Raw genomic sequence first — 22,510 nt, 5'->3', positions numbered from 1 at the left:
AGGAGCTGCCGAAGGCTGCGATCTTTTGACATTTTCCCTGGCCCCCTGGATCAGACCTTGCCATGGATCAAGCACCCCTCGCCTGATCGGCTAGAATGGCCGCCTTGTCGTTGCCGAGCCTGCCATGAAACCCGTATTGCCCCACGCCCAACTCGATTGGGATGAACAGGGACGCCCGCGTTCGCGAGTGTTTGATGACGTGTATTTTTCCGACAAGTCCGGTCTGGATGAAACCCGTTATGTGTTCCTCGAACAAAACCGCCTGGCCGAGCGTTTTGCTGCGCTGCCGGCAAGCGGTCGCCTGGTTATCGGCGAAACCGGTTTTGGCACCGGGCTGAATTTTCTCTGCGCCTGGCAGTTGTTCGAACAACACGCCGTGGCCGGGGCGCGGTTGCATTTTGTCAGCGTCGAAAAATACCCGCTGAGCCCGGCCGATCTGCAACGGGCATTGGCCTTGTGGCCAGAACTCAAACCGCTGGCCGATCAGTTACTCAAGCATTACGTAGCCATCCATCAAGGCTTTCAGCGCATCACCCTGGCCGACGGTCGCGTGACGCTTACCCTGTTGATCGGCGATGCACTGGAGCAATTGCCGCAACTCGATGCGCAGATCGATGCATGGTTTCTCGACGGTTTCGCCCCGGCGAAAAACCCCGACATGTGGACGGCGGAACTGTTCGTCGAATTGGCACGACTCGCGGCACCCGGGTCGACCATCAGCACCTTCACCAGTACCGGTTGGGTGCGCCGTTTGCTCAACGCCGCCGGCTTCAAAATGAAACGCACGCCGGGCATTGGCCATAAGTGGGAAATTCTGCGTGGCGAGTTCCTCGGTTGGCCGTCAGACGTTGCGCCACCCGCCGCGGAAAAGCCGTGGTTCGCCCGCCCTGCCCCAGTGGCAGGCGAACGTCGTGCACTGGTAATCGGCGCCGGACTGGCCGGTTGCGCCACCGCTTCCAGCCTCGCCGCGCGCGGTTGGCAAGTGAGCTTGCTGGAGCGCCACGATGGCGTGGCGCAAGAAGCCTCGGGCAATCCGCAGGGCGTGCTGTATCTGAAGCTCTCCGCCCACGGCACCGCGTTATCGCAATTGATCGTCAGCGGTTTCGGCTACACCCGTCGCTTGCTGGAAACCCTGCAACGCGGCACCGATTGGGACGATTGCGGCGTGCTGCAACTGGCGTTCAATGCCAAGGAAGCCGAGCGCCACGCACAATTGGCCGCAGCCTTCCCCGAAGATTTACTGCAATGGCTCGATCAGCCCGAAGCGCAACACCGCGCCGGCATCGGCCTGGATCACGGCGGTTTGTACTATCCCGAGGGCGGCTGGGTGCATCCACCGGCGCTGTGTCAGGCGCAAGCCGCGCAGCCGAGCATCGAACTGCTCAGCCATCGCGATGTATTGGAACTGCGCAAAGTCGACGATCAGTGGCAAGCCTTCGACGGTGACCGCTTACTGGCCAGCGCACCGGTCGTGGTGCTGGCCGGCGCCGCCGAGATCAAACGTTTTGCGCAAAGTGCCGAGCTGCCGCTCAAACGCATTCGCGGGCAGATCACTCGCCTCGCCGAGACCACGGAAAGCCAAGCGCTGACCACCGTGGTCTGCGCCGAAGGCTACGTCGCACCGGCACGTTTGGGCGAACACACCCTCGGTGCGAGCTTCGATTTCAACAGCGACGACCTGACCCCGACCATCGCCGAACACGAAGGCAATCTGGCGATGCTCGAGGAAATCTCCGCCGACCTCGTTTCACGCCTGCACATCCATGAACAACCCGTCGATAATCTTCAGGGCCGCGCCGCATTCCGTTGCACCAGCCCCGACTATTTGCCGATCGTCGGCCCCCTCGCCGACCGTGAAGCGTTCCTCGCCGCCTACACCGCACTCAGCAAAGACGCCCGCCAGGTTCCCGATATCGACTGTCCGTGGCTAGACGGCTTGTACGTCAACAGCGGTCACGGTTCTCGTGGTTTGATCACCGCACCGCTGTCGGGTGAACTGCTCGCGGCATGGCTCGACAATGAGCCACTGCCACTACCTCGCAGCGTCGCCGAAGCCTGTCACCCGAATCGCTTTGCCTTGCGCAACCTGATACGCGGCACCCGCTAACGCACCGGGCATAGCGCACTGGAACGCACGTCTTGTTGTTCCAGTGCGCGCTCGGTCAATCGCGCAAATTGCCCCTCACGAGCCTCGCGGTAGTCGGTTTGCAGGGCGTGCACATCACGTTGGTAAGTCGCAGCATCCGGCGCCAGCGCCTCCATTCTGGCCAGAAGGGGTTGGGTGATTGTGGCAAAGTCCGAGGCGAATTTTCTCTTCAGGTGCTGACGCCAAAAATGCTGTCGAACCAGAAACCCTTGCACCGCAGCGGACATCTCCCCTGTCGTCACATCCGCAAGCGCCTCGGCGAGATCCTCACTGCTGACACCGCCGACCTGCGTGTACAGGATATTTTTCGGTTGGCCGGGCAGCGCCAGCGAGTCGGCCAAGCCTTGACGAAAGGCGAGCCGCACACCCAGCCGGTCTACGACGTTGTGCCGTTCACTGAAGCGGTCCGCGAACGTATCCAGCCGATCCAGGCGAAACAGGCCGCGCCCCAGATCGATCAGGGTTTTATCATCCGGTACGGCCATTCCGGAGGCGTGCACAGCCTGGTCGATCATCACGCTGACCTCCATTTCGCTGAAGGTGAACGCGGCCGCGTCCACGCAGTTGGGCTCCCCTTCCGCCAGCGAAAACAGCAGACCACGCAGCTCATCGTCCGCCGCGGCGGCTTCCAGCACTGTCCAGACCCGGCGCACCATTTCCTGGTGAACCAGACGGTTGTCTTTGCTGTGTACCAATTGATAGAACACTTTGAAAAAGTCGCTGGAGCGCCAATCGTCCTTGAGTGCCTGCCAGGTCGCCGCGCGTGCCAGATAGCCCTCCGCCGTATCCGCCGCCAGCCAGACCTCCCGTACGCGCTGATCACTCAGCAGACTGATTTCATCTTCCAGGTAGCCCATGCCAACGCCACTGCGATCCCGGTACTCAGCCAGTTTGGCCTGGCTTTGGACGGACAGCGGGTTAAGCCGCAGATTGATTTTTTCGGTCAGCGCGATCGGCGCAGCAAAGAGTTCATCGGGCAAGTTCTGGATATCGTTCTCACGCATATCCATGCTTTCAAGCCGCAGCAAAGTGAGCAATCCATGAGGCAGATCCCTGGCTCGGGTGTTGCGCAGATCAAGCGCCATCAACGCCTTCATCCGACTGACATCCGGCGTGTCGCCCAACGGGTTATCGCTCAGGTCCAACGCGCGCAGATTGTCCATATGAGCGAGTTTTTGCACCGTCTGAGCGTTCAGGCTCAAGGCGTTGTTGTGCAGACTCAGACGGTGCAGCGTCGGCATGTGCGAGAGCACTTCAGGCAGGCGCGTGATGCGGTTGCCATCCAGTTCCAGTCGGTTGAGCTTTTTGAACGCCTTGAGGAAATACCCGACGTCATCGCCCAACTGCATGTTTTGCAATGACAGCCGCTGAACATGGCTGAAGTCGACCTCGCCACTGAACACCGGCAAGCTGCCGACGCGCATACCGTCAAGTTTCAGACCTGGCATCGGGGTACCGTTCTCCCCAGGCAGAAAGGTCTGATGGCGCCAGCAATTTTCCAGACGCAAGGCCACGGTTTGCCGTGCCGCCCGATACTCTTCCAGCCAGCCCGGCAGTTTGCCCATGGCCACTTCATCGTTGCTCCAGACGTTTAATTCCGTCTGCAATTTGGCCAGTTTGCGTTGCAGCTGTCTGACCGCAATAGCGCGCTCAAAATGCGTGGCACCCAACGCGGCGAGACGGCTGTCAAGCTGTGCATCGGTGAACCAGGGATAGAGTTTTTTGAGTTTGCGCAGCAAACGCGGTGGATGGTTGACGGGAACGCGCACCGGCTCGTCGGCAACCATGCACAGCGGTTGTTCAAGCACTGTCGTCGCCGGCTCCCAGGCAAGAATTCGCGCGCATTTCGCTCGATCCAACGCCCTTGTCGACAGACTGATCTGCAACCGCTCAGCGTCCTCGATTGTTGTCCCGGCAATGCCCATCGCACTGCGTTCGGCAGGTGACAGCGTCTGAAGCAGCGTCCGGTAAAAAACGTGCATGCCACGCCGTGGTGCGCCGGAAGGCACTCCAGCAGCATCCAGCGCTTGATAGCCACTACCGTTTTTGACAATCAGCCGACGATTGAGCGCTGAGGGATCGCCGACAGCATCGAGCACGGCCCCCTTGAGATCGTCTTGCACGACCTCGATCCGCAATTCGCGCGGCCAACCAGGCTCCTGCCCGAGCAGGCCTAAGGCCAACGTGCGCGTACGATCATCGAATTGCGCGGGTAAAAACAGCCCGCTGATGGCCCGATCGATGAGGATCTCGGTCTGTGCCTTTCGCGCACGCTGGGCGAGGGTTAACGGGATGCGCAGCGTCTCGCGCAAATGGCCTCGATCAACACTGCTCAGCTCTGCGAGCAGTTCATCGAGCACCGCAACCGGCAAGTCGGGATATTGCTGCCTGAGCACCGTGTGCCGGGGAGTATTCAAAGTGTCGTGGGTCGGGTACAGACGCTTGAACAGCGACTGCGAATCCTCTTTCAGTAACCGCGCCATGCGCCGCGCCAATAACGGTTCCGGTGCTCGCCCGGCAAGCGGTTCACCCAGCAGCGACTCCAGCTCACTTGGGTAGATTCCGGCAGCGGTCACCTTTAATAACTCGCCGGCCTTGAGCTGCGCCTGGGTCACATGAATGCTCAGGTCATCCTCATTGAGCAGCGGCGGCTCCGGGTAGCGCGCAACGAGTTCATCTTCCTCGTCGAACACTTTGAAGAAGCGTTTTTCTGGCCAGCCCGGCAGATCGGGCAAGGCATGCAATTGCAACATTGCAGCATCGGCACTCGCCGCGCCCGGTTGCTCCATGTGCCAGATGAAGTCGCGGATGTTCTGGTCGAGGGCATAACGTTGCGCCATGTCGCCAAAGCGCGCTGACACCGCTTGATTACGTTCGGCCAGTTGTTGCAAGTGCGCCAGCGAGGTGTCCGTCAACGCACAGATCTGCTCCAGTTGTTCATCAGGAATCAATGCGGTATCGGGGTAGAGACGGCGCACGGCATACGGTAGATGCTGCCATTGAGCGGGATGCTCGTGAACATGTTGCCAGCCTCGGCCATTGAACTTCACCGGTGGGCGATAACGCGAAGGGATTCCCGGATGCGCGATGCGCCAAGAGTCCAGGGCCTTGTCAAACCGGGCGAGGTACGCCGACTCGTCCATTTTCAGGTACAGATCATCCTCGGCCCGCAGATTCGCGGGATTTATTTCCTTGAGTTTTGCACTTCGTGCCTGCCGCAAACGGTAGGGCCGCAAATCGGCCTTCCATAAACGCGTATGCCCGTCGCGGCTTTGCACCGGCTCAAACCCTTCAAAGAATTCGGGTGCGGTGATGGCCGTGCCCCTGATCGAGTGTATGACCTTGCCACCCGCTGCAAACAGCGCCATGGCCGCGAGGTTTTCCACCACCGAAAAAAGATGCCCCAGTGCTTCGGTTTTGTCGCCTTCGCGCCAGTCCTGCACGCCTTCATAGACCTCGCCCAGCAGCTCGCCGACCGCTACACCCATCATCAACTGCCCCAACACCGGCACGAAAAATCCGCCAAGGTTGGCAACCGCCAATGCTATTTCCAGTCGTCGCTCTTCGAGCTTGCGTTGCTGATCGGCGTCGAAATCGGCCGTCGATACCGCCAACGTCCGCGCATCAATTTGCAACCGGCCAATAAAGCTGTTGAAAAAGAACTGAAAGAGCCCGGCATCGATGGGTTTGCGTTTGATTTGCTCGAGTTTCCGGTTGCTTGCAAACGCCTGCCTGAATGCGACCCGGTCGGGTTGCGCAAGGTAACGTTCGAACTGTCGGGAGTAGGCTTTGACCTGTAATTTGAGTTCCAGATAAACCCTGAAATCATCGATCGACGGGTACTCGAACAGCCGCCGATGTGCATCGCCGGGCATGTACACCAGGCACTTGCCGTTAGCGAGTTCACGAGGACCGGCAGACAACACCAGCGCACCCCAGATGCAGGTATCGAGGATCTCCAGACTTTCCCAGGTGACAGGTTTGCCATCATAGAAAATGCCCTGTGCGCACGCTGTCGCTTCCCTGAGATCGGTGCCCATGGACGTCAGTTCGAGCAGCATCTGGTGCGCTTGCAAACTGATGTCGTTTTTCTGATAGGCGAAGTGAGAGTCGATGCGCAACTCATACAGATGCAGCCAGCAGATGTTTTCCGCATCGGGGTTGCTGACCCATTCGTCTCTCACCGGCACCCACAAATTGAGGGTCTCTTGCAGGTAGGTTTGATAGCGCTGCCCGAGATCCAGCGCTCGACAACACTTGGCAAAGGCTGCCGCGCTCAGTTCAGGCACCGGTACTCCCTCGACACCCCGCCGAACCGAGCTTTCGTGGCCCAGATCCTTCCCCTCGGCCTGGTCTGACGAAAAATTCTGCATCGCCGCTTGCAGCAGGCTGCGCTTTTCTATGCGCGAGTAGACCACCCAGAGTGCCGGAACCTTGTTGGTGTTCAGTTCATATTTGACGTGGGTGATCCACAGCGAATCATTGCTGACATCCAGATCCAGCGAAAACTGCTCCTTCAACGTGAGCGTCAAAAGGCGCGCGCAAAATGCTTCCAGGCTTTCGACCTTGCGCAGCAGTTTTTTCACCTCGCGCTCATAAAACTGCGCGTTGCGATGCGCTTCCTTCACCTCGTGAAGCCAGACGGCGTCCGCTTTCAGCAGCCATGGCGGCAGGCGTTCGTGCAGCACTTGCGCCTTGTCCAGATCCCCGGTGAGTTCCAGCAAACCGCTCAGGCGATCCTCGGTTCCGGCAGCACTTCCTTGTCCTGTCATGCGCAAACTTCCTGATTGCAATCGGTGGACAACCACCCTATCGCGTCAGTCATTGCAGCCAATAATCAAAATCCTGTCGGGTTCAGCCGGTATCTACATGGATTTTGTATAGATGCGATAACTATGTACCGCACATTTTCCAAAACAGGCTTTTGCGTCACCTAACGCCGGACCACCGCCCGTCCTTATAACTCATCGATCTAAAACTCCTGAATTTCGCACGGGTCAGTTTCTGAGTACCGGCCATGTCGGCCATTGAAGAAACACCCTCCCCAACGGAAAAACCGGTAAGGACTTTATGTGCGGATTAGCTGGCGAGTTACGTTTTGATCAACAACCTGCAGACCTTGCAGCCATCGAGCGGATCACCCATCACCTGGCGCCTCGCGGCCCTGACGCGTGGGGCTTTCATGCTCAAGGGCCGATTGCCCTGGGCCATCGTCGCCTGAAAATCATGGACTTGTCGGACGGTTCGGCGCAGCCGATGGTCGACAGTCAACTCGGCCTGTCGCTGGCCTTCAACGGCGCGATCTATAACTTCCCGGAATTGCGCGCTGAGCTCGAAGCGCTGGGTTATGCCTTCTATTCCGGTGGCGACACCGAAGTGCTGCTCAAGGGCTACCACGCCTGGGGCGAAGCGCTGCTGCCGAAACTCAATGGCATGTTCGCCTTTGCCATTTGGGAGCGCGACGCCAAGCGTCTATTTATCGCCCGTGACCGTCTCGGCGTGAAGCCGCTGTACCTGTCGCGCACCGGTCAGCGTTTGCGTTTTGCCTCGGCCCTGCCGGCGCTGCTCAAGGGCGGCGACATCAACCCGATCCTCGATCCGGTGGCGCTTAATCACTACCTGAATTTCCACGCCGTGGTGCCTGCGCCGCGCACCTTGCTGGCTGGCATCGAAAAACTGCCGCCAGCGAGCTGGATGCGCGTTGAAGCCGATGGCACCACCGAGCAGAAAACCTGGTGGACGCTGCCTTACGGCCCACACGACGACGAGAAAAATCTGACGCTGGAAGACTGGGTCGACCGCGTCCTCGACAGCACTCGCGAAGCGGTGGCGATTCGTCAACGTGCCGCCGTCGATGTCGGCGTGCTGCTGTCCGGCGGTGTCGATTCGAGCATGCTCGTCGGTCTGTTGCGTGAAGTCGGCGTGGAGAATCTGTCGACCTTTTCCATCGGTTTTCAGGATGCCGGCGGTGAGCGCGGTGACGAGTTCCAGTACTCCGATCTGATCGCCAAACACTACGGCACGCAGCACCATCAGCTGCGCATCGACGAAAAAGAAATCATCGAACAATTGCCCGCCGCGTTCCGCGCGATGAGCGAGCCGATGGTCAGCCATGACTGCATCGCCTTTTATCTGCTGTCGCGTGAAGTAGCCAAGCACTGCAAGGTGGTGCAGAGCGGCCAAGGCGCGGATGAGTTGTTCGCCGGTTATCACTGGTACCCGCAAGTCGACGGCGCTGCCGACCCGTACGCGGCGTATCGCAACGCGTTTTTCGACCGCAGTTACGACGACTACGCGGCCACCGTGCAACCGAAATGGCTGACCGCGAATGACGCTGCCGGCGACTTCGTGAAGGAACATTTCGCACAGCCCGGCGCCGACGCTGCCGTGGACAAAGCGCTGCGCCTGGACAGCACGGTGATGCTGGTCGACGACCCGGTCAAACGCGTCGACAACATGACCATGGCCTGGGGCCTGGAAGCGCGTACGCCGTTTCTCGACTACCGACTGGTTGAACTGTCGGCCCGTGTACCGGGCAAATTCAAGCTGCCGGATGGCGGCAAACAGGTGCTGAAAGAAGCCGCGCGCCGGGTCATTCCGAGTGAAGTGATCGACCGTAAAAAAGGCTACTTCCCGGTGCCGGGCCTCAAGCATTTGCAAGGCGACACGCTGAACTGGGTGCGCGAACTGCTGCTCGATCCGAGTCAGGATCGCGGCCTGTTCAACCCGGCCATGCTCGACAAACTGCTGACTGATCCGCAAGGCCAACTGACGCCGTTGCGCGGTTCGAAACTGTGGCAACTGGCGGCCCTGAACCTGTGGCTCAGTGAACAAGGAATCTGATCGATGAAACCCCATGCCACGGCCATCAATCAGCGCCTGATTCGCGGTCAGACTCCGTCCTATGAACGCTTGCAGGCACGGTTGGCCGAAGATGGCAGCACCCTCGCCGCCGACCCGATCGCAGTACATTGCGGTTGGGGCCGGTTGCTGATCGGCCACACCTTTCCTGACCCGGCGTCACTGGCGCAGGAACTGCTCAACGAGCAACCCGGCGAACGCGATATCGCGTTGTACGTGGCCGCGCCGCAGCAGATTCTCGGGCTGGAACCGACGCAGCTGTTTCTCGATCCTTCCGACACCTTGCGTTTGTGGTTCAGTGATTATCGTCAGGCTACTCGCGTGTTTCGCGGCTTCCGCATTCGCCGCGCGCAGAACGAGGCGGATTGGCAGGCGATCAATCTGTTGTATCAGGCGCGCGGCATGTTGCCGATCGATGCCACGCTGCTGACCCCGCATCATCAGGGCGGCCCGGTGTATTGGCTGGCCGAGGATGAGGACAGCGGCGCGGTGATCGGCAGCGTCATGGGCCTGAATCATCACAAGGCGTTCAACGACCCGGAAAACGGCAGCAGCCTGTGGTGCCTGGCGGTTGATCCGCAGTGCTCGCGGCCGGGTGTCGGCGAAGTGCTGGTGCGTCATCTGGTCGAGCATTTTATGAGTCGCGGGTTGAGCTATCTCGATCTGTCGGTGTTGCACGACAACCGTCAGGCGAAAAACCTCTACGCCAAGCTCGGTTTTCGCAACCTGTCGACCTTCGCGATCAAGCGCAAAAACGGCATCAATCAGCCGCTGTTTCTTGGCCCTGGGCCGGAAGCACAGTTCAATCCGTATGCGCGGATCATCGTTGAAGAAGCACATCGGCGCGGCATTGACGTGCAGGTCGACGACGCCGACGCCGGGTTGTTTACGCTCAGCCATGGCGGCCGTCGCGTGCGTTGCCGTGAATCGCTGAGCGACCTGACCAGCGCGATCAGCATGAGCCTGTGTCAGGACAAAAGCCTGACGCACAAAGTACTGAAAGCGGCCGGTCTGAACCTGCCCTCGCAGCAACTGGCGGGCAATGCCGACGACAATCTGGCCTTTCTCGATGAGCATCAACGGGTGGTGGTCAAGCCGCTCGACGGTGAACAGGGCCAGGGCGTTGCGGTGGATTTGCAGAATATCGAAGAGCTGCAGCAGGCCATCGAAGCGGCGAAACAGTTTGATAGCCGAGTGCTGTTGGAGAGTTTCCACGAAGGCCTTGATCTGCGAATTCTGGTGATCGGTTTTGAAGTGGTCGCGGCAGCGATTCGCAAACCGGCGGAAGTGGTCGGCGATGGTCAGCATTCGATCGGTGCGTTGATCGAGGCGCAGAGTCGGCGTCGCCAGGCGGCCACCAGTGGCGAGAGCAAGATTCCACTGGATCACGAAACCCAGCGCACCTTGCATGCGGCCGGGTATGACTACAGCAGCATTCTGCCGGCGGGTGAGCATTTGTTTGTGCGCCGTACCGCGAATCTGCACACCGGTGGCACGCTGGAAGACGTCACGGCGATTCTGCATCCGACACTGGTCGACGCGGCGGTGCGTGCGGCGCGGGCGCTGGACATTCCCATGGTTGGCCTCGATTTGATGGTGCCGGCGGCGGATCAGCCGGAGTACGTGTTTATCGAGGCCAACGAGCGCGCCGGGTTGGCCAATCATGAACCGCAGCCGACGGCTGAGCGGTTTGTTGATTTGTTGTTTCCGCACAGTCAGCCGGCCATTTAACCCCTTCCTGATCGTTCCCACGCTCTGCGTGGGAACGCCTCACCGGACGCTCCGCGTCCATTTGGGACGCAGAGCGTCCCGGGCTGCATTCCCACGCAGAGCGTGGGAACGATCAGTGCTCAACCCATCAGGAGTTTCCATGACCCCACAAATCCCCGAACCGGATCTCAACTACCTGCAAAAAGTCCTCCTGGAAATGCTCGCCATTCCCAGCCCGACCGGGTTCACCGACACCATCGTGCGTTACGTCGCCGAGCGTCTCGAAGAACTCGGCATCCCGTTCGAAATGACCCGGCGCGGCACCATTCGCGCCACGCTCAAGGGCAAGAAAAACAGCCCTGACCGCGCAGTCTCCGCGCACCTCGACACCATCGGCGCCGCCGTGCGCGCGGTGAAGGACAACGGTCGTCTGACCCTCGCCCCCGTCGGTTGCTGGTCGAGCCGTTTCGCCGAGGGCAGCCGTGTCAGCCTGTTCACCGACAACGGTGTGATTCGCGGCAGTGTGTTGCCGTTGATGGCGTCCGGGCATGCGTTCAACACCGCCGTGGATGAAATGCCGATCAGTTGGGATCACGTCGAACTGCGTCTGGACGCCTACTGCGCGACCAAGGCCGATTGCGATTCGCTGGGCATCAGCGTCGGCGATGTGGTGGCGTTTGATCCGCTGCCGGAGTTCACCGAAAGCGGCCACATCAGCGCCCGTCACCTCGATGACAAGGCTGGCGTTGCTGCGCTTCTGGCGTCGCTGAAAGCCATCGTCGACAGCGGTCAGGAACTGATGATCGATTGCCACCCGCTGTTCACCATCACCGAAGAAACCGGCAGTGGCGCGGCGGCGGCATTGCCGTGGGACGTCAGTGAATTTGTCGGCATCGACATTGCGCCGGTCGCGCCGGGACAGCATTCCAGCGAACACGCGGTGAGTGTGGCGATGCAGGATTCCGGCGGGCCGTATGACTATCATCTGTCGCGACACTTGTTGCGGCTGGCCAGTGAAAACGAGTTACCGGTAAGGCGCGATTTGTTCCGCTATTACTTCAGCGATGCGCATTCGGCAGTGACCGCCGGGCACGATATTCGTACCGCCCTGCTGGCGTTTGGTTGCGATGCGACCCATGGTTATGAGCGTACCCACATCGACAGTCTGGCCGCGCTGAGCCGATTGTTGGGCGCGTACATTTTGAGCCCACCGGTGTTTGCCAGTGATGCGGCGCCGGCGAATGCTTCGCTGGATCGCTTCAGTCATCAGATTGAACATGACACGCAGATGGAGAGCGAAACGCGGGTGCCGCCGGTGGATAGTCTGGTAGGGCAGCGCTCCGACAATTAATGTGACCATTAGGCCGCCTTCGCGAGCAAGCTCGGCTCCTACAGTTGACCGCGTTTCCTGTAGGAGCTGAGCTTGCTCGCGATGAGGCCGGTACTGACTACACAAAACTGGCAGCCAACCGGCATTCGCCGTAGCATCCCGACATTGATTCAGCCGAGGTGCCCATGCTCATCCCTTACGACGCTCTTGAAGTCGACACCCTCACCCGCCTCATCGAAGATTTCGTCACCCGCGACGGCACCGACAACGGCGATGACACGCCGCTGGAAACCCGCGTGCTGCGCGTGCGTCAGGCGCTGACCAAAGGCCAGGCGTTGATCGTCTTCGACCCGGAAAGCGAGCAGTGCCAGTTGATGCTCAAGCACGACGTGCCCAAGCATCTATTCGACTGAAATTCTCAGCGGGCCCCTTCGCGGGCCTGCTTGCGCTGGATTCGGTCATAGACTTCGGCGCGGTGCACATTGACCTTCTTCGGCGCTTCGACGCCAAAGCGCACGCTGGAACCGTTGACGGACAGGACACGCACGGAAATGTCGTCACCGATGGAAATCAACTCACCAACTACACGGCTGAGTACAAGCATGAGGTTCGTCCTTCAGGGGGTGGCAAACCCTGAAGATGCGCGGCTTGCCGGCGCGCCACAATGTGTGGCCGGCAAATCAGTTTTGCCTTACAGGCTCGCAAGCCCTCAGCTGTCGGACACTTCCCACAAATCGAACAATTCAGGCAGCGGAGAAGCGCGGCCCGAACAGAATCACGCTGGCGCCGATCACGCACAGCGCCACGCCGATCCAGTCTGAACCCAACGGGCGAACTCGCTCGACCACCATCAGCCAGCCAATCGACGCGACGATGTAGATCCCGCCATAAGCGGCGTAGGCGCGACCGGCATAGTTGGCTTCAACACGGGTCAACAACAACGCGAACAGGGTCAGGCTGAGCAACGCCGGGATCACCCACAACGCACTTTTGCCCTGACGCAGCCACATGAAGAAAGCGTAACAACCGGCAATTTCAAACAGCGCCGCGAGGAAGAACCACAAGTAATTGAGCATTGACGCGTCTCGACAGGGTGACCATTGCGGCCACCCTAACGACGCAATCCGCTGCGGGCAAGGTCAGCCGTTGTTCTGTTTGGCCTTGGCGCGCATTTTCTCCGCCATCGAGGTCATTTCGTTGTAGAGCAGTTGCGGGTTTTTCTGCTTGATCGCCCACGCCATGCGCCCTTGTTCGTGAGGCAGGATCATGAACTCGCCGGCAGCGACTTGCTGGTAAATGTAATCGGCGATGTCCGCGGCGGTAATCGGCGAACTCTCCAGCAACTTGCCGACCGCCGCCTTCATTGCCGGGGTCGGGCCACGGAAAGAATCAAGCAAGTTGGTCTGAAAGAACGAAGGACAGACCACATGCACGCCGACTTCCTGTTGCGCCAGTTCGATCAACAGACTTTCCGAGAGCGCCACGACACCAGCCTTGGCGACGTTGTAGTTGCTCATTGCCGGGCCCTGCATCAGCGCGGCCATCGAGGCGATGTTGATGATCTTGCCTTTGCTTTGTTCGAGCAGCGGCAGGAACGCTTTGCAACCCTTGACCACACCCATCAGGTTGATCGCGATCTGCCAGTCCCAGTCTTCCAGCGACAGTTCGCTGAAGAAACCGCCCGACGCGACGCCGGCGTTATTAACGATGATGTCGATGCCGCCAAGTTTTTCTTCGCAAGCCTGTGCGAAGGCTGTGAGTTGGCTGTAATCACGCACATCGCAGCGCTGGATAAAGCCGTCGCCGCCCGCCTCGCGCACCATTTTCAGGGTTTCCTGCAGGCCGGGTTCGCTGACGTCGGACAAGGCCAGTTGCCAGCCTTCACGCGCCCAGCGCAGCGCGATTTCGCGACCCAGGCCTGAGCCCGCGCCAGTGATCATCATGCGATTTTGCATAGCACACAGCCTTGTTGTTCTGGGGAAGATGCGCGGAGTGTAGCGAAGGTTGTGTGTGCGCCCACGCTCCATCAAGTTGCTGAATGGAGGATCAAAAGATCGCGCCGTACACGAATTCCTGTAGGAGCTGCCGAAGGCTGCGATCTTTTGATCTTTGGCCTTAAAGGAAATAAGCCTGAAATCTAAATACATTAAAAAAACATTGAATTTTTTTTCATTCGCACCAGTCGGATTTTGTAAGCCGTCTGGAATTACTTAGTCTCCAGTCGCCCCTTGAACACCAAGACTTCTCGAACTCTCTCAACAAGGAAATCGACATGGGCACAATTCTTATCATTATCCTGATCCTGTTGCTGATCGGTGGTCTGCCGGTCTTCCCGCACTCCAGAAGTTGGGGTTATGGTCCGTCGGGCATCATCGGTGTGGTGCTGGTCGTGCTGTTGGTGCTGTTGCTACTGGGTCGGATATAACCCTCTAGCCGGCAAAAAAAGAGGCCCTTTTCAGGGCCTCTTTTTTATTGCGCGGACTTTTACTTTACAGCGCTTAGTCCGGCTTGCCGTTAATCACACCGGCGGTGTTGTCCATCAGGCTCTTGGTCGCCGTTTGCAGGAACGCTTCGAGTTTGTGTTTCAACTCGGCAGCGCGTGGTGCATCCGGAATAACCTCGGCACTTGGGGTGGCGCCCAGTTGGTACTGATAGACCTTCGCCGACATGTCCTTGTCTTTCGGCAGTACCAGAATCTGGTCTGCGGTGACGATGGCAGTGGTCTGCTCGCTGCCCGACGGTTTGATCACACCGAAACCGGTGTCGCCTTCCGGCAGGTTGAGCAGGTCACGGCCCCAGCACTGGTGACGCACTTCGCCACCGAGGCGACCCATGATGGTCGGCACGATGTCGATCTGCGTGCCCACGGTGTGGTCACGAGTACCGAACTTCTCCTGGATGCCCGGCGCGATCATCAGCATCGGCACGTTGAAGCGGCCCAGATCCATTTCAGTGATCTGACGCTCATTGCCGAAACCGTGGTCACCGACGATGACGAACAGGGTTTCCTTGAAGTACGGCTCTTTGCGCGCCTTCTCGAAGAACTGACCCAACGCCCAGTCGGAGTAACGCATGGCGGTCAAGTGTTCGTTGAGGCTGCCACGATCGGTGACGCGCTCGACCGGCAATGGCGACGGCAAGGCGTATGGCGTGTGGTTGGACAGGGTTTGCAGCAACGCATAGAACGGCTTGCCGTTTTCACGTGCCTTCAACTCGACCAGACCGCGATCGAACATGTCCTGGTCGGACACGCCCCACGTTGGATCGGAGAACACCGGATCGACGAAATCGTTACGGCCAACGAAGTTGGTCATGCCCTGGTTGCTAAAGAAACCCGACTGGTTGTCCCAGGCGAAGTCACCGTTGTAGACATACACGTCGTCGTAGTCACGGTGGCTCAGCAATTGCGGCAGGCCGGACAGTTTGTGGCTGCCTTCCGGGGTCTGCATCAGGTATTCGAAACCCGGCAGGTTCGGGAAGCAGGCCATGGTGGCGAACATACCCTGGTGGGTGTGCGTGCCGTTGGAGAAGAAACGGTCGAACAGCAGGCCTTCCTTCGACAGTTTGTCGAGGTAGGGCGTGATGTTGCCCGGCGCGCCCAATGCACCGACCGAGTGACCGGCCATGCTTTCCATCAGGATCACCACGACGTTCTTGATCGGCAGGGTCTTGTCGGCCGGCGGCGTGTAGTCACGGCGCACGGCAGCGATGTCGGCATCGACCAGTTTGTCGTCCGGCATCACCAGCATCTCGCGCACCACTTTCTGCGCTTCTTCTTGCGGCAGTGTGGCTTTCCAGATGTTGTCGCGGTCTTCGCCCATGCGGTCTTTCGCAGCGGCGATCAGCGACAGCGTACCGTTGAGGCCGAGCTGGTTGGCGAAGTTGGAATCGGTGGTGTAGACATCACCCCAACGCATTGGCGGGCCCTGACGCAGGGTGCCACGCGCGGCAACCACGCAGATCAACAGGCACACCACGAATACCGCAGCGCGGGTGTACCACGGCGCCACCTGACGGCTGCTGACGGTACCGCCGCTGAACGGCCCGCGCGGACGCGTTGCACGATCAGCGCCTTTGAACGCCAGGGTCAGAATCACCGTGCCGACGACCCACGCCAGCAGATAACGCACCACCGGGAAACCGTACCAGAGCATGCTCATCACGGTTTTCGGGTCTTCTTTCACGTACTGGAACACCAGACCGTTAAGGCGCTGGTGGAACTCACGGTAGAAGTCCATCTCCATCAGGCCGAGGAACAGCGCGATGCTCGAAGCGATGGTCAGCCACAGACGGAAAAAACCGCGTGCTGCCATGGCCCGTGCGCTGAACAGCGCCAGTACCAGCGGAATGCACAGGTAAACCACCAGGCGCAGGTCGAAACGCAGGCCGTTGGCGAAAGCCTCGAGGAAGGTCGAGGCCGGGGTGTCGAGGATCATCTCGCGGTTGTAGACCAGCAGCGCGAGGCGCAGCACGGAAAACATCACCATCATGACCAGCGCACAAAGCAGCGTGTAGGCCAGATGCGATTTGACGGTCGGTTGCAGCAGGCGAGCAGAAGATCGCTGCTGATTCAGGGCGTCCGGGTTTGCCATGTCGTTTTAGGACCCATTAGTTGAAGTTGCAAAAATACAGCGGCGCCCTGCCCTCTATTGGCCATTCCAGGCCCCGGGGCGTGCGCGGTGCGCAAATGTTGCACGATCGTTCGCACCATTGCCATTGATTACTGCCCCGCCGCCTGACAGTTTCATTTCAAGCGGCAGCAGACAGCGGCAACGTGCAAACAGCGCGGGCGAATTGTCTGGAACACTTTGTGAAAATTTCGTGCAACGCATATCTGGAAACACAATATAGCTACAAAACAAAACGCCCCGAATCGGTCGGGGCGTTTTGTGTAGAGCGGGCTGATTACTTCTCGGCGCGTTCTTTCAGAGCTTTGAGAGTGTTGAACGGTGCGTCGACCACGAACTTGTTGGCAACCATCGCCGGCACGCTGCCGCCTGGCTCAGTGTGAACCTGATAGGTCACTTCAACCTGATCACCTTTCGGTACGAACTTCCAGAAGCCTTTGACCTGTTCAACACGAACGAAGCCCTTTTCTTCCGGAATGTACTTCGGCAGGCCTTCCAGGTTGCGGGTCAGGCTGCCGTCGGCGCCTTCAACGGTGGTGACCTTAAGTACCGAGTCACGCGGGGTGACTGGCCAAGGCGTGTTGAACTGGGTGTAAGTCCAGCTCTGATCGCCTTCGTGCTTGAGCAATTTCTGGGTCTTGCACTCGTGAATCCAGGCGCAGGCGCCGGAAACGTCTTCCTGCAGTGCGCGCAGTTTGGCGACGGTGGTCTTCATCAGCGCGACGCCCTGATAGGACTTGTAGTCCGAACCCGGCACTTCGCTCAGGGAGACTTTGATGCCGTCTTCGTTCTTGGCGACTTTCCAGTCTTCCGCCTGGGCAACCGAGGTGGCCAGCACAGCGGTCAAACCACACAACACAGCGATACGATGCAGCGAACCCATAGTCTTATTCCTTATTGTTGAAGTTCCGTTCGTTTGACACATCACGCCGCCGTCATTTGTTCCCACCAGCCGATCAGCCTGATCGCTTCTTCCGAGCTGCTGCCGCAGACTTCAATGTCGGCAGAGAAGCCGGAACAGACTGCCGGGCGCTCGGGGCGGCCGAAAATATTGCACAGGTTTTCGACCGAGAGTTGCACGCAACGTTCGCCGGCAGGTTTGCCATCAGGCATGCCGGGAATCGGCGAACTGATGGAAGGGGCAATGCAGCAAGCGCCACAGCCTTCACGGCATTTCATGACGGACAAATCCTCGCGACGGGCGATGTGTAAAAGGGACGCGGAACAGAGTAACCGCTAAAACGGCTGTTTTAAATTGCCTGAACCGGGGTTTTTAGCGATTACTGAATGTGACTGACCAGTCTCCGACAAAGCGTCTGGTCTGCGGGTCACAGCGACGTGCTGTTTATTGCTTGAATTCGAAATCGAGCGCCGCGCCTTCCACTTCCCGACGCTCTTCGTTGCGCAGCTGCAACTGCATTTCATTGCTGAGCAGACGGCCATTAAGCTGGAACCCGCTGTTTTTCTCGCCGAACATTTGCGGCAGGATCGGCTCGCGCTTCGGCATCTCGACAGTGCCCTTAGGCTTCAACTCTTGAACCATGTCTTTGGGCAGGCTCAGATCGAGTTTGGTCGACGGCAGCGGGGTTTTCGCCACTTCACGGGCGGACTTCGATTTGGAGGCCACCGGTGGGCGTTTCTTCACGATTTTCTGCTGGGCTGGTTTCGCAGGTGCGGCCTTCTTCACTGCCGGCGCTTTTTTCGCCGGCGTGGCCGCCGCCGGTTTTTCCGGGCCAGACGCCATGACATCGGGCACATGGCCGATCATCAGCAGGCAAAGCACAACCCAGGCGGCAGGAAAAATCGCTTTCATGAACTCCAACGACATTAACGGCAGAGGGCCATATGCTGGCCTGTTGCACGTCACATGACAAGCATGACGCGCCGTTCGTTCAGAAACCGCCCGCCGTTTCCTGACACAGTTGCGTTGCCAGCAAGCCCAGAGTCATCAACGCCCGCTCCGCCTCGCGGTTCCACGGAATGCCGCAATTCAGGCGGATACAGTGGTTGAACTGCTCGGTATTACTGAAGATCAGCCCCGGCGCGATACTGATGCCCTGCTGCAAGGCGCGCACGTGCAAATCCTGCGTATTCACCCTCCCCGGCAGACTCACCCAGAGAATGAAACCGCCCGTAGGCCGGGTCATTTGCGTGCCTTCGGGGAAATACTGCTGCACCGCCAACTGGAAAGCGCTGAGATTCTTGCGGTACTCCTGACGGATGTAGCGCAAATGCCGGTCATAGCCACCGTTTTCCAGATACGCAGCAATCGCCATCTGCGTGACGCTGCAGGCTGAATGGGTGCTGAAAGTCTGCAGACGCTGGATTTCCTGCTGATATTTACCGGGAATCATCCAGCCGATGCGCACGCCGGGCGACAAGGTCTTGGAAAAACTCGAACAGTAAATGACCCGATCCAGTCGATCATAAGCCTTGAGCGCTTTGGTCTTGCCCTGCTCGAACATCAACTCGCCATAGATGTCGTCTTCGACGATCTGGATATCGAAATCCGAGGCCAGTCGCAGCAACTGTTTCTGGCGCTCTTCGGGCATGGTGCCGCCCAACGGATTGCTCAGGCGCGTGGTCAGCACCAGCGCTTTGATCGACCATTGGTTGGCCGCCAGTTGCAGGGCCTCCAGGCTCATGCCGGTGGCCGGATCGCTTGGGATTTCGATGACTTTCAAGCCAAGCAGATCAGCCAGTTGCAGCAAGCCGTAATAAGTCGGCGACTCAGCGGCGATCAGATCACCCGGGCGGGTCAGCACGCGCAGCGACATCTGCAAGGCATCGACACAACCGTGGGTGATCACCACTTCTGACGGATCGACGACGACACCGGCGTCGCGCATACGAATCGCCACTTGCCGGCGCAACGGTTCGAAACCGGGGCTGAACATGTAACTGAACGCGCGCGGGCTATGGAATCGGGTGACTTTGGCCAGTTGCTGATGCAGTGCGCGCACCGGCAAATAATCGACGCTCGGCACGGCGGCACCCAACGGGAACACACCTTCGCGGCGCGACTCGACCAGTACCTGTTGAATGATGCTGCTGCGCGTCACCAGACCGGGACGCTCAACCCGTGCAATGTCCGGCGTTGGCGCGGTCAGTGCGGGGGTCTGGTGTACGTAATAGCCGGACTGCGGACGGGCGCGAATCAGCCCCTGATCTTCGAGATTGGCGTACGCCTGCAACACCGTGGCATGGCTGACGTTGAGCTGCGAACTCATCTTGCGCACCGAAGGCACGCGCTCCCCCGGTTGATAGACACCACGGCGGATGTCTTCGGCCAGTTGCTGAGCAATACGTTGGTAGAGCAAGAGATTGGTCATGACGCAGCACTCGATTTCACGGGCATTTTATTCTTGTGTGAAACAATACCGGAACAGTTTAGAAGTGTACTGGGACAGTTGCCACAATACTCGACCATACAGTGCAGTGTCTGCCCCCGACTGTACCGATTTGCGAGCCAATCGACAGACGTAAAAAAGCCCGGCGCTGCATGACAGGCCGGGCTTTGTAGGAGCTGTGTAGGAGCTGCCGAAGGCTGCGATCTTTTGATCTTCAAAAAGAAAAGTCAAAAGATCGCAGCCTTCGGCAGCTCCTACAGGGTTTTGCGTTGCTTAGCGGGCGGCGCCGAGCTGGCCTTTTTCGTCGGAGAAGACAATTTCCACGCGACGGTTCTGCGCGCGCCCACGCTCGGAAGCGTTGACGTCCACCGGGTATTCGTCGCCGTAGCCTTCGACCTGAATGCGTTTGTCCTCGATACCAAGATCCATCAGCACGTCGGCCACCGCTTGCGCGCGGTCGCGGGACAGCTTGAGGTTTTCCTGCTTGCCGCCAGTGCTGTCGGTGTAACCCTCGATGCGCACTACGCGTTTCGGGTTCAGTTGCAGGAACTGGACGATTTTCAGCACGACACGGTTGGCCGAGTTTTTCAGCTCCGCTTCGCCAGTGTCGAACAGCACGTCGCCGAGGGTCATTACCAGACCACGGTCGGTCTGCGTGGTGGCCAGTGCAACGATCTGCTCTTCGAGCCATTTGCCTTGCTGCTGCACGCTGAGCAGTTTCGATTCGCGCAGGGCCAGTTGCAGGCGCTGACGTTCGAGTTCGAGCTTGGCGATGCGTTCTTCGTTGAGCACCTGATTGGTGTGCTCGCGGGCGATTTCGCTGTAGCGCTGGCTCAGGTAGGCGTAATGCACCACGTCCGAACCGCTGCCCCAATAGGTCGACAGGCGATCGGCGCGGGCCAGGGATTCCCCGGCGCGGATCACGTCTTTCGGCGCGATGCGCAGCACGTTCGAGTCTTCTTTGACTTTCTGGAAGTCAGCGCCCGCTTCTTGCAGCGCGGATTCGCTGTGTTGGCCGGCGCAACCGAAAAGGCTGGCGCAACCGGCGAGAATCAGACCGCCAAGGACTTTCGACTTTAGGCTCATTGGGCATCCCCCAGTTGCTTGCGCAGACGGACGATACGGGTGTTAAGCACATTCACCTGTTCTTCACTTTTTTGCGTCAGCACTTTGGCTTCGGCCAGACGCGCATCCAGTTCGGCCTGTTCGGCACGCATCCGCGCATTGCGGTAGGACTCGTCGGCCATGTTGCCCTTGGCTCGATCGTATTTGGTTTCGGCCAGTTTCATTTCCGGCACATCATCAGCGGTGGCACCGACAGCCTTGGCCTGGGTGATGGCCTGCTCGGTGAGGCGCATTTGTTCGTTGGGTGCCGGATCGCTGGCGCAACCGGCCAGAGCCAGAACGGCCATCGCCGCGAAAAGAGGTCGAATACTCACTAAGAATCCCTACTGTTTTGGGGCACTGACAGGTTGTTGCGGCTGTTGCTGCTGCGCCTTCCAGCGCTCGATATTGCGTTGCAGCACAGCTTCCGTCAGTCCGGACGCGGGCAATTCTGTCATCTTTTTGGCTAGCTGTCCGCGCAACCACGGATCGTTGCAGGCCGAGTTGTGGGAAACCGCGAGGAACAGGCCCGGGCGGTCGATGGGTTGCTCGAACGCCAACAGATCATTGGCCATGCCCAATGCCTGCGCGGCGGCCATGCCCGAGTAGCGGCCGGCGAGTACATATTCCACTTCACCGAGGAGCAATTTCTGCAGGGCCTGGGTGAGGTTGGCTGTCTTGGTCAGGGTCAGATTCTGCTCGGCGAAAGTACCGAATCCTTGCGTCATTCGAGACTTTTCCGACAACGCGCCTGCGTGACCGTGCAGGTCTTTGGCTTCGCTGTAGACCAGTGTCGAGCCTTTGCGCGTCCACACCAGGTAGTCGTTTTCCAGCAGCGGCGGGTAGATGTAGTCGAGGCTTTCCAGCTCGTTGAAGATCAGCGGCGCGTCGGCGAGCATGTCCATGCGCCCGCTGCGCACTTCGTCGAGGGCTTGCGAGCGTTTACCGGCGTAGAGCAACTCGACTTTGAGGCCGAGATCCTTGGCCACTTGTTGAAGCAGGTCGGCACTGGCGCCGATCAGTTGCTTGGGATTTTGCGGATCCTGCCACAGGTACGGCGGCGCATCCGGGCTGCCGGTGACGACAAGGCGCTCGCACTTGCCAGCGGCCATCGCCAAACCGGGCAACAGGGCCAAACCCAACAACCATCCGCAGCGCAGATCCATGGCGAAACGCTCCCACTCAAATCCAAGACAAAAAAAAGCCCGACCAACAGGTCGGGCTCTTTATAAGTGAAGCCGCCGGTTTAAACCAGCTTCTCCAGCTCAGGTACTGCTTCGAACAGATCCGCCACGAGACCGTAATCGGCCACCTGGAAGATCGGCGCTTCTTCGTCCTTGTTGATCGCAACGATCACTTTGGAGTCCTTCATGCCGGCCAG

At 59.2% G+C, this 22,510-nt stretch carries 18 protein-coding genes and 1 pseudogene; 6 read left to right on the top strand and 13 right to left on the bottom strand.

What is annotated here, in order from left to right:
* Positions 1-124 precede the first annotated feature (124 nt).
* A complete protein-coding gene (mnmC, locus tag ACIP1X_RS15595) occupies positions 125-2,107 on the top strand; it encodes a bifunctional tRNA (5-methylaminomethyl-2-thiouridine)(34)-methyltransferase MnmD/FAD-dependent 5-carboxymethylaminomethyl-2-thiouridine(34) oxidoreductase MnmC (protein WP_400753343.1) in 1,983 nt (660 codons plus the stop codon).
* Here mnmC and ACIP1X_RS15590 read toward each other — a convergent pair.
* Positions 2,104-6,918, bottom strand: a complete 4,815-nt coding sequence (locus ACIP1X_RS15590; RefSeq protein WP_400753340.1) for an NEL-type E3 ubiquitin ligase domain-containing protein — start codon at positions 6,916-6,918, stop codon at positions 2,104-2,106. The genes mnmC and ACIP1X_RS15590 overlap by 4 nt on opposite strands.
* Positions 6,919-7,216: 298 nt before the next feature.
* Here ACIP1X_RS15590 and ACIP1X_RS15585 point away from each other — a divergent pair, with 298 nt between their 5' ends.
* From ACIP1X_RS15585 to ACIP1X_RS15570, 4 genes are all read left to right on the top strand, one after another.
* On the top strand, positions 7,217-8,989 hold the full coding sequence (locus ACIP1X_RS15585) for an N-acetylglutaminylglutamine amidotransferase (RefSeq protein ID WP_212548994.1): 1,773 nt from the start codon (positions 7,217-7,219) through the stop codon (positions 8,987-8,989).
* Between the two features lie 3 nt (positions 8,990-8,992).
* Positions 8,993-10,738, top strand: coding sequence for an N-acetylglutaminylglutamine synthetase (ngg, locus tag ACIP1X_RS15580; RefSeq protein ID WP_400753336.1), 1,746 nt, complete (start codon positions 8,993-8,995; stop codon positions 10,736-10,738).
* Between the two features lie 139 nt (positions 10,739-10,877).
* Complete coding sequence (locus ACIP1X_RS15575; RefSeq protein WP_212543763.1) at positions 10,878-12,068, top strand: osmoprotectant NAGGN system M42 family peptidase; 1,191 nt, start codon at positions 10,878-10,880, stop codon at positions 12,066-12,068.
* 164 nt (positions 12,069-12,232) lie between these two features.
* Positions 12,233-12,460, top strand: a complete 228-nt coding sequence (locus tag ACIP1X_RS15570; protein WP_003192759.1) for a YheU family protein — start codon at positions 12,233-12,235, stop codon at positions 12,458-12,460.
* Positions 12,461-12,465: 5 nt separating this feature from the next.
* Here ACIP1X_RS15570 and csrA read toward each other — a convergent pair whose 3' ends face one another.
* The 3 genes from csrA to ACIP1X_RS15555 form a co-directional block, all read right to left on the bottom strand.
* Complete coding sequence (csrA, locus tag ACIP1X_RS15565; RefSeq protein WP_400753333.1) at positions 12,466-12,651, bottom strand: carbon storage regulator CsrA; 186 nt, start codon at positions 12,649-12,651, stop codon at positions 12,466-12,468.
* Positions 12,652-12,790: 139 nt separating this feature from the next.
* Complete coding sequence (locus ACIP1X_RS15560; RefSeq protein ID WP_053122508.1) at positions 12,791-13,123, bottom strand: YnfA family protein; 333 nt, start codon at positions 13,121-13,123, stop codon at positions 12,791-12,793.
* Between the two features lie 63 nt (positions 13,124-13,186).
* Complete coding sequence (locus tag ACIP1X_RS15555) at positions 13,187-14,002, bottom strand: SDR family oxidoreductase (RefSeq protein WP_053122510.1); 816 nt, start codon at positions 14,000-14,002, stop codon at positions 13,187-13,189.
* Positions 14,003-14,313: 311 nt separating this feature from the next.
* Here ACIP1X_RS15555 and ACIP1X_RS15550 point away from each other — a divergent pair, with 311 nt between their 5' ends.
* Entirely contained in the window at positions 14,314-14,472 is a 159-nt protein-coding gene (locus ACIP1X_RS15550) for a DUF3309 family protein (RefSeq protein ID WP_169432680.1), read from the top strand.
* A 73-nt stretch (positions 14,473-14,545) separates the two neighbouring features.
* Here the strand turns inward: ACIP1X_RS15550 and ACIP1X_RS15545 are convergent, their stop codons facing one another.
* The 9 genes and pseudogenes from ACIP1X_RS15545 to ACIP1X_RS15505 form a co-directional block, all read right to left on the bottom strand.
* Positions 14,546-16,639, bottom strand: a complete 2,094-nt coding sequence (locus tag ACIP1X_RS15545) for an LTA synthase family protein (RefSeq protein WP_053122512.1) — start codon at positions 16,637-16,639, stop codon at positions 14,546-14,548.
* Between the two features lie 313 nt (positions 16,640-16,952).
* On the bottom strand, positions 16,953-17,558 hold the full coding sequence (locus ACIP1X_RS15540; protein ID WP_053122514.1) for an START domain-containing protein: 606 nt from the start codon (positions 17,556-17,558) through the stop codon (positions 16,953-16,955).
* A 41-nt stretch (positions 17,559-17,599) separates the two neighbouring features.
* Positions 17,600-17,854, bottom strand: a complete 255-nt coding sequence (locus ACIP1X_RS15535; RefSeq protein ID WP_053122516.1) for a YkgJ family cysteine cluster protein — start codon at positions 17,852-17,854, stop codon at positions 17,600-17,602.
* A 166-nt stretch (positions 17,855-18,020) separates the two neighbouring features.
* Positions 18,021-18,488 carry a translation initiation factor 2 gene (locus ACIP1X_RS15530; RefSeq protein ID WP_400753330.1) on the bottom strand — a complete coding sequence of 156 codons (468 nt, stop codon included), beginning with the start codon at positions 18,486-18,488 and terminating at the stop codon, positions 18,021-18,023.
* A gap of 79 nt (positions 18,489-18,567) precedes the next feature.
* On the bottom strand, positions 18,568-20,007 hold the full coding sequence (locus ACIP1X_RS15525; RefSeq protein WP_053122520.1) for a PLP-dependent aminotransferase family protein: 1,440 nt from the start codon (positions 20,005-20,007) through the stop codon (positions 18,568-18,570).
* 291 nt (positions 20,008-20,298) lie between these two features.
* Complete coding sequence (locus tag ACIP1X_RS15520) at positions 20,299-21,111, bottom strand: OmpA family protein (protein WP_122592114.1); 813 nt, start codon at positions 21,109-21,111, stop codon at positions 20,299-20,301.
* Positions 21,108-21,464 (bottom strand): DUF4398 domain-containing protein, encoded by a 357-nt coding sequence (locus tag ACIP1X_RS15515; RefSeq protein ID WP_172680141.1) that lies wholly within the window; start codon positions 21,462-21,464, stop codon positions 21,108-21,110. The genes ACIP1X_RS15520 and ACIP1X_RS15515 overlap by 4 nt, the downstream gene beginning before the upstream one ends.
* A 9-nt stretch (positions 21,465-21,473) precedes the next feature.
* Positions 21,474-22,295, bottom strand: coding sequence for a substrate-binding periplasmic protein (locus ACIP1X_RS15510; RefSeq protein ID WP_400753327.1), 822 nt, complete (start codon positions 22,293-22,295; stop codon positions 21,474-21,476).
* Positions 22,296-22,375: 80 nt separating this feature from the next.
* Positions 22,376-22,510 (bottom strand): annotated as a pseudogene (locus ACIP1X_RS15505) (electron transfer flavoprotein subunit alpha); the annotation flags it as partial.

It is taken from the genome of Pseudomonas sp. NPDC088885 (genome assembly GCF_044750025.1).
Classification (GTDB): Bacteria; Pseudomonadota; Gammaproteobacteria; order Pseudomonadales; family Pseudomonadaceae; genus Aquipseudomonas; species Aquipseudomonas rustica.
This window is presented reverse-complemented; position numbering and strand designations above follow the sequence as displayed.